Annotated in this window: 6 protein-coding genes; 3 read left to right on the top strand and 3 right to left on the bottom strand. The window is 64.2% G+C overall.

Features of this window, described 5'->3' with window-relative positions; genetic code table 11:
* Together ACTG4J_RS13080 and ACTG4J_RS13085 are read right to left on the bottom strand one after the other, a co-directional pair.
* The coding region (locus ACTG4J_RS13080; RefSeq protein ID WP_439140181.1) for a mandelate racemase/muconate lactonizing enzyme family protein at positions 1–822 on the bottom strand (822 nt) is incomplete at its 3' end.
* The gene (locus ACTG4J_RS13085) at positions 819–2,435 is read right to left on the bottom strand and encodes a GMC family oxidoreductase (RefSeq protein WP_439140183.1); all 1,617 of its coding nucleotides are present in this window, start codon (positions 2,433–2,435) and stop codon (positions 819–821) included. The genes ACTG4J_RS13080 and ACTG4J_RS13085, both read right to left, overlap by 4 nt.
* 106 nt (positions 2,436–2,541) lie before the next feature.
* Here ACTG4J_RS13085 and ACTG4J_RS13090 point away from each other — a divergent pair, with 106 nt between their 5' ends.
* On the top strand, positions 2,542–3,417 hold the full coding sequence (locus ACTG4J_RS13090) for a LysR family transcriptional regulator (protein WP_439140185.1): 876 nt from the start codon (positions 2,542–2,544) through the stop codon (positions 3,415–3,417).
* A gap of 4 nt (positions 3,418–3,421) precedes the next feature.
* Here ACTG4J_RS13090 and ACTG4J_RS13095 read toward each other — a convergent pair whose 3' ends face one another.
* Positions 3,422–4,279, bottom strand: coding sequence for a LysR family transcriptional regulator (locus ACTG4J_RS13095; RefSeq protein WP_439140187.1), 858 nt, complete (start codon positions 4,277–4,279; stop codon positions 3,422–3,424).
* Between the two features lie 106 nt (positions 4,280–4,385).
* Between ACTG4J_RS13095 and ACTG4J_RS13100 the strand changes: the two genes are divergently transcribed.
* Both ACTG4J_RS13100 and ACTG4J_RS13105 read left to right on the top strand, forming a co-directional pair.
* The gene (locus tag ACTG4J_RS13100) at positions 4,386–6,833 is read left to right on the top strand and encodes a GcvT family protein (RefSeq protein ID WP_439140189.1); all 2,448 of its coding nucleotides are present in this window, start codon (positions 4,386–4,388) and stop codon (positions 6,831–6,833) included.
* Between the two features lie 4 nt (positions 6,834–6,837).
* On the top strand, positions 6,838–8,871 hold a 2,034-nt coding region (locus ACTG4J_RS13105; RefSeq protein ID WP_439140191.1), incomplete at its 3' end, for a GcvT family protein.

Raw genomic sequence — 8,871 nt, forward strand, 5'->3', positions numbered from 1 at the left:
GGATTTGAGCGCGATCATCCGCCGCCAATTCTGCAAATCCCAATCCTGCTCGCCGCCCGCCACATCCATAGACAGGGCGGCAGCGACTTCGGCGGTCTGCTCCAGCTCCCAATAAGGGCAAGGTTCCTCGAAATGCTCATAGCCGTGGTCTTGCAACATCCGGCCCACGGCAATCGCGCGGCTTGGCGAAAAGCCGGAATTGCCGTCGACCAGAAGCGCGGCCTTGTCGCCAAGCGCGCGGCGGATGGCGGGGATGATCGCCTCGGTCCGGCCCGGCCACTCGTCGCGGTCCTGCCCGCATTCGGCGCCCACCCGCACCTTGAAGGCGTCAAACCCATGCGCGTCGCGCAGCGCGATCAGGCGCGCGGCCTCCGCTTCCGGCGTGATGTCGCGCCGCATCGATGACGCATAGGCGCGGATCTTGCCCGCCGAGCCGCCCAAAAGGGCCGCCACGGGCTTGCCCGCCACCTTGCCGCGCAAATCCCACATGGCCGTATCCAGCCCCGCCATCGCGCGGCACAGATAGGTGCCGGGATACTTGTGTTCGCGGAGCGGGATCTCGGCGATCACATCCTCCAGCGCATCCGCCCCACGGCCCAGCGCCCAAGGGGCCACTTGGCGGTGCAGGATTTGCGCCGTGATATCGCTATTGTAGGTCGAGACCTGCCCCCAGCCCTGCGCGCCATCTTGGGTCGTGACCCGCACGAAGCCGATGAGGGGCGTGGCGAAGGTCTCGATCCGCATGATTCGCGGGCCGGTATCGTCCTGTCCGCGCGGTGTGGACAGCGGGACAGCCCCCGAGGCGGAATAGGGAATGCTCATGCGCTCTCCAGGATCAGGTCGGCGGCGCGGTTGGCCACCATCATCGTCGGCGCATTGGTATTGGCCGAGGTGACATTGGGAAAGACCGAGGCGTCAATGACGCGTAGGCCCGCCACCCCATGCACGCGGCACGATGGATCAACCACGGAACCCTCTGCATCCTGGCCCATGCGGCAGGTGCCCACGGGGTGATAGACTGTTCCGGCACGCTCGCGAAAATCGGACAGAATGGCGTCATCATCCATATCGCGCAGATCGGTCGGGTCCATGCTGGACGCGATCAGCCCGTTCAACGCCTTGGTGCGGATCAAATCCTGACAAAGCCGCCCCCCCGCGATCACCGCGGCGCGGTCTTCTGCGGTCGCCAGCGAATTGGGCACGATCACGGGCGCGGCCAAAGGATCGGCGCTTGCGATGGTGATGCTACCCCGGCTGGTCGGGCGGCAGGGCTGGTGACAGATGATGAAACCCGGAAACGGATCGGGGTTGATCACTGTGCGCCGCCCCTCGACCACACGCGTGGTATAGGTGACGGGGTTGAAATAGACCTGTTGATCGGGCCTGTTCAGACCGGGATCAGAGCGGAAATACCCGCCGCATTGATTGACCGAGAGCGCAAGCGGCCCCTTGCGCGTCAGCGCATAGCGGATCGCGGCGCGGATCTTGCCCCAAAGCGGGGCCAGCTCGTTGTTCAGCGTGGGTTCGGTCGCGCGGTAGTAGTAGCTGACGGCAAGATGATCTTGCAGGTTCGCGCCCACATGGCGCAGATCGGCCAAGGGGGTGATGCCCGATGCGCGCAACAGCGCCTCCGGCCCAAGGCCCGAGCGCTGCAAGATGAGCGGCGAGGCGACGGCGCCCGCCGACAAGATAATCTCGCGACGCGCATGCACGGTGACGCTTTGACCATGGCGCAGATAGGTGACGCTGGCCGCGCGGTTACCCTCGAAGCCGATCCGGTCGACATGGGCATGGGTGATGATGCGCAGATTGGCCCGCTTGCGGGCGCGCGCCAGATAGGCGCGGGCGGAACCATCGCGCCGCCCGCGATGGGTATTGATCCGGTAGACCGCCGCCCCTTCAGAGGCGGCATGATTAAAATCTGGGCATTCGGGATGACCCAACTCGGCCGCGGCATCAAAGAAATGCCGGTTGGACGGGTGGATCTGGTCGGACACATCTTGCACATGCACCGGCCCGGCCCCGGCCTCGCTTCCATCGGTGCCGACTTGGGTTTCCATCGCGGCGTAGGTCTTTTGGACCGTGTCCCAACCCCAGCCGGTGGCGCCCGCCGCCTCCCAATCGTCGAAATCATGCGGCAGGCCACGGGCATAGACCATCGCGTTGATCGACCCCGACCCGCCCAAGACCTTGCCGCGCGGCCAATAGCCCGACCGCCCGCCCAAGGCGGCATCGGGTGCGGTCATGAACTGCCAGTTCAGCTTGGGGTGATAGAACAGCTTGCCATAACCCAAGGGCAGCCCGATCCAAGGCGACCAGTTGCTTCCGCCCGCCTCGAGCAAAAGCACCTTATCGCGACCCGATGCGGTGAGCCGCTCGGCCAGCACACAGCCCGCCGAACCACCGCCGACGATCACGTAATCATAGCTTTGCATGCAATGCCCGCCTCTCTCCCGCGCCATGCAGAATGCGCCGGCGGCGCGCGGCTACACAGCGAAAAATATTTCGCGACAGCATCGAAAATTTTTGTAGATTGCGGCTATGTTTACCCATCTCCCCCCCTTGTCATGGTTGCGCGCCTTCGAAGCCAGCGCGCGGCTGGGCAATTTCACCCGCGCAGCCGAAGAGCTGGGCCTGACCCCCTCGGCGATCAGCTACCAGGTCCGCGCGCTCGAGGCAGAGTTGGGCCGCAAGCTTTTCGCCCGCCAGCGCCGCATGCTGGTGCTGACCTTGCCGGGGCAGAACTACCTGCCGGTGGTGACCAAGGCATTTTCAGTGATCGAGACCGGCACGGCGGGGATCTTCGGCAAAAGCCACCCTGCGACGCTGACGCTGCGGGGGCTCAGCTCGTTCAACGTATTGTGGCTGATGCCGCGCATCGGGGTGTTTCGCGACAGCCACCCGGAGATCAACCTGCGCATCCTTTCGGCCTCTTGGTCGGAAACCGGCGGGCGCGATCCGATCGATATCGACATCCGCTATGGTGACGGCACGTGGCCCGATGGCGCCGTCATGGCGCTCTGCCGGGGTCAGGTCGTGCCGGTCTGCGCGCCATCGCAGGCGGGCGACATCGCAACCGTGCTGCAAGGCCCGCTGATCGAGATCACCGGCACGATCGATACTTGGGCGCAGTTCCAGCAAGAACACGCCCCCAATGCCCATCTGCCCGAGCCGGTCTATGTGGTCGATCAATCACTGGTCGCGCTGGAACTGGCAAAAAGCGGTCAAGGCTATGCGCTGATCGCCGACGCGTTGGCCGCGCCCTACCTGGCGCGCGGCGATCTGGTCTTGGCCTGCCCGGCGGTCTTGCCCGAACGGCTGGGCCATCACATCGTGCTGCCCCATGGCGGGAACCACCACCGCCCCGAGATCGTGGCTTGCGTCAACTGGCTGGTGGCCCAAGCGCGCGCAAGCTGACCGCTCACACTGCGCGCGCGGTCAGATGCGCCTTCAAGGCGCGCAAGATGCGCCGATGCGCGCCCCTGTGGCGGTTACGCAGATGCAGCGCGGCATAAACGGGCTGCGCGATACCGGGCGCATGCGCGACCCGCTTTGCCAGCCCGCCACGTTCCAGATCAAGCGCCGTGGCGCGCAACACATAGGTGCTGCCGCCAAGTGCGGTCAAAAGCCCTCGGATGACCGCGTTTTGCCCACTCGACACAGTGCCGACCGACAGCATCGGCAACAACGCCGAATGGGTCGCGGAAAAGGCCGGGGCGTAATTGGGTAGGATATAGCTTTCCGGGCGAATCCCGCCCAGATCGTCGGCTTCAGTGGAAACCATGACATAGGCCACTTCGCCCAGGCTTTCGAAATGCAGATCTGGATGGGCCTTGGGTGTGTAGTGAATCGCCAGATCAAGCTGACCATCGCGCACATCGGCGCACATTTGGGCCGAGTAATCGGCCTCGACATACAGCGCCATGTCGGGCACCGCGCCTTGCACCGCCTTGACCCACTCGGCCACCTGATCACCCAAAAGATCATGCTGGATACCGATCCGTAACGTCATCGCGGCATTGCCCGCACCGCGCACCGCTTGGCCCGCCGCCGTCCAGCCATTGCGCAATGCGCGCGCATGCGGCTCGAAGCGCAGGCCCTCGGTGGTCAGCGCCGTGCCCGCGCGGCTACGCGCAAGCAGCTTGCAGCCCAGCGCCGTCTCAAGCGCCTGCACCCGCCCCGAGATCGTCGATTGCGTCACCCCCAGCCGGTTGGCCGTGCGGTTGAAGCTGCGCGTCTCGCACAGGTCAAGAAAGGTTTCGATCTGCTCAAGTGTCATGGCCGCCTCTAATCGGTTTCTCCGATCAATACACATCTCCGTGGCGAATTGAACTGTGATCGCGCAAGCGGAATACTTCGCCCCACAAAAGGGAGGAGGCCGCAGCATGGCAGAGATTCCGCAGCACGCGCGCGTCGTGATCATCGGTGGCGGCGTCGTGGGCGTTTCGGCGCTTTATCATCTGGCACGCGCAGGTTGGACCGATTGCGTTTTGCTCGAGAAAAACGAGCTGACGGCAGGCTCCACCTGGCATGCGGCGGGCAATGTGCCGACCTTCTCGACCTCATGGTCGCTGATGAACATGCAGCGCTATTCGACCGAGCTTTACCGCGGGCTGGGTGCGGCGGTGGATTACCCGATGAACTACCATGTCACGGGCTCGATCCGCCTTGGCCATTCGGATGAGCGGATGCAGGAGTTTGCCCGCGCCCGCGGCATGGGGCTGTATCAGGGGATGAAGCTGGAAATCCTCTCGCCCGACGAAATCAAGGATAAATACCCCTTCATCGAGACCCATGACCTGAAAGGCGCGCTCTATGATCCCGCCGATGGCGATATCGACCCCGCGCAGCTGACCCAAGCGCTGGCCAAGGGCGCGCGCGATCTGGGCGCGACCATCGCGCGCTTCTGCCCCGCCACGGGCGTCAGCCGCGAGAATGGCGAATGGATCGTGCATACCGAAAAGGGCGACATCCGCTGCGAGATCGTGGTCAATGCGGCCGGATATTACGCCCAGCGTGTGGGCGAATGGTTCAAGCCCTATGGCGGGCGCACCGTACCGATGATGGTGATGAGCCATCAATACATGGTCTTCGACGAGGTGCCCGAGATCCGCGATTGGGCGCAAGCGGCCGGTCACAAGCTGCCGCTTTTGCGCGATGTCGACAGCTCATACTATCTGCGTCAGGAAAAGAACGGCTTCAACCTTGGCCCTTATGAGCGGCCTTGCCGCGCGCATTGGGCCGATCCCGCCGATCCGATGCCCGAGGATTTCAGCTTTCAGCTCTACCCCGACGATCTGGAGCGTCTGTCCTTCCAGATCGAGGATTCGATGGCGCGCGTGCCGCTTTTGGCGGAAGCCGGGCTCGCCCGCGTCATCAACGGCCCCATCCCCTATACCCCCGATGGCAACCCGCTGATCGGCCCGATGCCGGGCGTGCCCAATGCGTTCGAGGCTTGCGTTTTCACCTTCGGCATCGCGCAGGGCGGTGGCGCGGGCAAAGTGCTGGCCGAATGGATCACCGAAGGGGCGACCGAATGGGACATGTGGTCTTGCGACCCGCGCCGCTTCACCGATTACACCGATCACGAATATTGCGTGCAAAAGGGGATGGAGGTTTATGGCCACGAATACGCCATGCATTTCCCATGGCATCGCTGGCCTGCCGCCCCTGACCGCAAGACCTCGCCCTTGCATGCACGGATCAAGGAATTGGGCGGCCAGATGGGCGCCTATGGCGGCTGGGAACGCGCCAATTGGTTCGCGCGGGCCGACGACGACACCTCCGAGGAAGCGACCCAGACGTGGAACCGCGCAGGCCCGTGGGAGGCCCGCATCCGCGAGGAATGCGAGGCGGTGCGCGATCATGTGGGCGTCTTGGACCTACCCGGCTTTTCGCGCTTCCGCCTGACGGGCGATGGTGCCACCGACTGGCTATTGGGCAAGGTCGCGGGTGGCCTACCCAAGCCCGGGCGTCTTGGCTTGGCCTATTTCCCCGATGAGCGTGGCCGCATCGTGACCGAGATGTCGGTCGCCTGTCACGGCCCCGATGACTACACGCTGATCACGGCGGCGGTTGCGCAATGGCATGACCGCGAATGGCTGGAGCGCGATCTGGCCCCCGGCCTGTCGCTCACTGACTTGAGCCGCGAGATCGGCACGCTGATCGTCACCGGCCCGAAATCGCGCGAATTGCTGGCCGCTGTCGGCACCGATGCCGATCTGACCCTGCCATGGCTCACCCATCAAGCGGCGCATCTGGCGGGCCAACCCTGCTGGCTGGCGCGCGTGTCCTTCGCGGGCGAGCTGGGCTGGGAGGTTCACGCCGAAAATGCATATCTGCCAGATATTTACGAGGCGATCTTGACGAAGGGCGCGAAGCCATTCGGCATGTTCGCGCTGAATTCCCTTCGCATCGAAAAGGGCTACCGCGCGTGGAAGGGCGATTTGTCCACGGATTACAGCCTATTGCAGGGCGGTCTTGATCGCTTCATCCGCTTTGACAAGGCCCAGGACTTCCCCGGCAAACAGGCGCTTTTGACCGAGAAACAGGCGGGTCCGGCCAAACGCTTCGTCACGTTGACGGTCGAGGCGGGGGCGGCGGACGCGCCCTATATGTCCACGCTCTGGCATGACGGGAAAGTGGTGGGCGAAACCACTTCGGGCGCTTGGGGCTACCGCGTTGGCGGGTCCATCGCGCTTGGCATGCTGCGCGCCGATCTGGCCGTGCCCGGCACAAAAATCGAGGTTGATATCTACGGCCAGCGCTGCGCCGCCGTGGTGCAGGAAGATCGCCCGCTCTGGGACGCTGACAATTCAAGGCTGAGGGCCTGACATCATGGCAAAACCCCCAACGCACGCACGCGCAGTGATCATCGGCGGGGGCGTCTCCGGCTGTTCGGTCGCCTATCATCTGGCCAAGCTTGGCTGGACCGACATCGTGCTTTTGGAACGCAAGCAACTGACCTGCGGCACGACATGGCATGCGGCGGGGCTGGTGGGCCAGCTGCGCGGCAGCCAGAACATGACGCGTTTGGCGAAATACTCCGCCGAGCTTTACACCAAGCTCGAGGCCGAGACCGGTGTCGCGACCGGCATGCGTCAGGTCGGCTCGATCTCGCTGGGCCTGACCGCTGACCGGCGCGAAGAATTGCTGAGGCAGGCCACCGTTGCGCGCACCTTTGGCGTCGAGGTGCATGAGATCACCACCGCCGAAGTGCGCGCCATGTATCCGCATGTCGAAATCGGCGATGTCACCTGTGCTGTGCATCTGCCCGGCGACGGGCAATGCGACCCGGCCAACATCGCCATGGCGCTGGCCAAAGGCGCACGGATGGCGGGCGCCCAGATCATCGAGGGCGTCAAGGTGACCGCCGTGACCGATGATGGCGCGCGCGCGACGGGTGTGAATTGGGAAAGCGACGGGGAACAGGGCCATATCGCCGCCGATGTCGTGATCAATTGCGGCGGCATGTGGGGCCGCGATCTGGCGGCAAGGTCGGGCGTCACGCTGCCGTTGCATGCCTGCGAGCATTTCTACCTTGTGACCGAACCCATTGAAGGGCTTGGCCATTTGCCGGTTCTGCGCGTGCCTGACGAATGCGCCTATTACAAATCGGACGCCGGCAAGATGATGCTGGGCGCGTTCGAGCCACGCGCCAAGCCCTGGGGCATGGGCGGCATTCCAGAAGATTTCTGTTTCGACGCGCTGCCCGAGGATTTCGAGCATTTCGAGCCGATCCTCGAGATGGCGACGCGCCGCATGCCGATGTTTCAGACGGCGGGCATCCACACCTTTTTCAACGGCCCCGAAAGCTTTACCCCTGATGACCGCTACTATCTGGGCGAGGCGCCGGAACTCAAAGGCTATTGGGTGGCGGCGGGCTATAACTCGATCGGGATCGTGTCTTCGGGTGGCGCGGGCATGGCGCTGGCGCATTGGATCACCGAGGGCGAGCCGCCCTTTGATCTGTGGGAGGTGGATATTCGCCGCGCCCAGCCCTTCCAGCGCAACCGCCGCTATCTGAAAGAGCGCGTGACCGAGACCTTGGGCCTGCTCTACGCCGATCATTGGCCCTATCGGCAGGTCGAAACCGCCCGCGGTGTGCGGCGTTCACCCATCCATGAGCATCTGAAAGCCGCAGGCGCGGTCTTTGGCGAGGTTGCGGGCTGGGAACGGGCCAATTGGTTCGCCGATCCCGGCCAAGAACGCGAATATCGCTATAGCTGGGGGCGGCAAAACTGGTTTGGCAACCAGCAGGCCGAACATATGGCGGTGCGCAGTGCCGTGGGCCTTTTCGACATGACCTCCTTCGGCAAGATCCGGGTCGAGGGGCGCGCGGCTTGCGCCTTTCTGAACCGCGTCTGCGCCAACCAGATGGATGTTGCGCCGGGCCGCGTCGTCTATACCCAGATGCTCAATGAGCGCGGCGGTATCGAAAGCGATCTGACGGTCACGCGCCTGTCGGAGACTGCCTTCCTTCTGGTGGTGCCGGGCGCGACCCTGCAACGCGATCTGGCATGGCTGCGCCGCCATCAGGGCGAGGATGCGGTCGCGATCATTGACATGACAGCCGCCGAGGCCGTGTTTTGCGTCATGGGGCCAAAATCGCGTGACCTTTTGTCGGCGGTCAGCCCCGATGATCTGAGCCACAAGGGGTTCGCCTTCGGCACCGCGCGCGAGATCGAGATTGGGCTTGGCATCGCGCGGGCGCACCGCATCTCATACGTCGGCGAGCTGGGGTGGGAGCTTTATGTCTCCACCGACATGGCCGCCCATGTGTTTGAGACGCTGCAAGCGGTAGGCGCCGATCACGGGCTCAAGCTCTGCGGTCTGCACACGCTCGACAGTTGCCGGATCGAAAAGGCCTAT

The sequence above is a fragment of the Roseicyclus sp. genome, from assembly GCF_965662675.1.
Lineage (GTDB): Bacteria > Pseudomonadota > Alphaproteobacteria > Rhodobacterales > Rhodobacteraceae > Roseicyclus.

Bases quoted from the DNA above. Each gene is read 5' to 3' on its own strand.
- ACTG4J_RS13085 (WP_439140183.1), bottom strand. From the start codon at position 2,435: ATGCAAAGCTATGATTACGTGATCGTCGGCGGTGGTTCGGCGGGCTGT.
- ACTG4J_RS13090 (WP_439140185.1), top strand. From the start codon at position 2,542: ATGTTTACCCATCTCCCCCCCTTGTCATGGTTGCGCGCCTTCGAAGCC.
- ACTG4J_RS13095 (WP_439140187.1), bottom strand. From the start codon at position 4,279: ATGACACTTGAGCAGATCGAAACCTTTCTTGACCTGTGCGAGACGCGC.
- ACTG4J_RS13100 (WP_439140189.1), top strand. From the start codon at position 4,386: ATGGCAGAGATTCCGCAGCACGCGCGCGTCGTGATCATCGGTGGCGGC.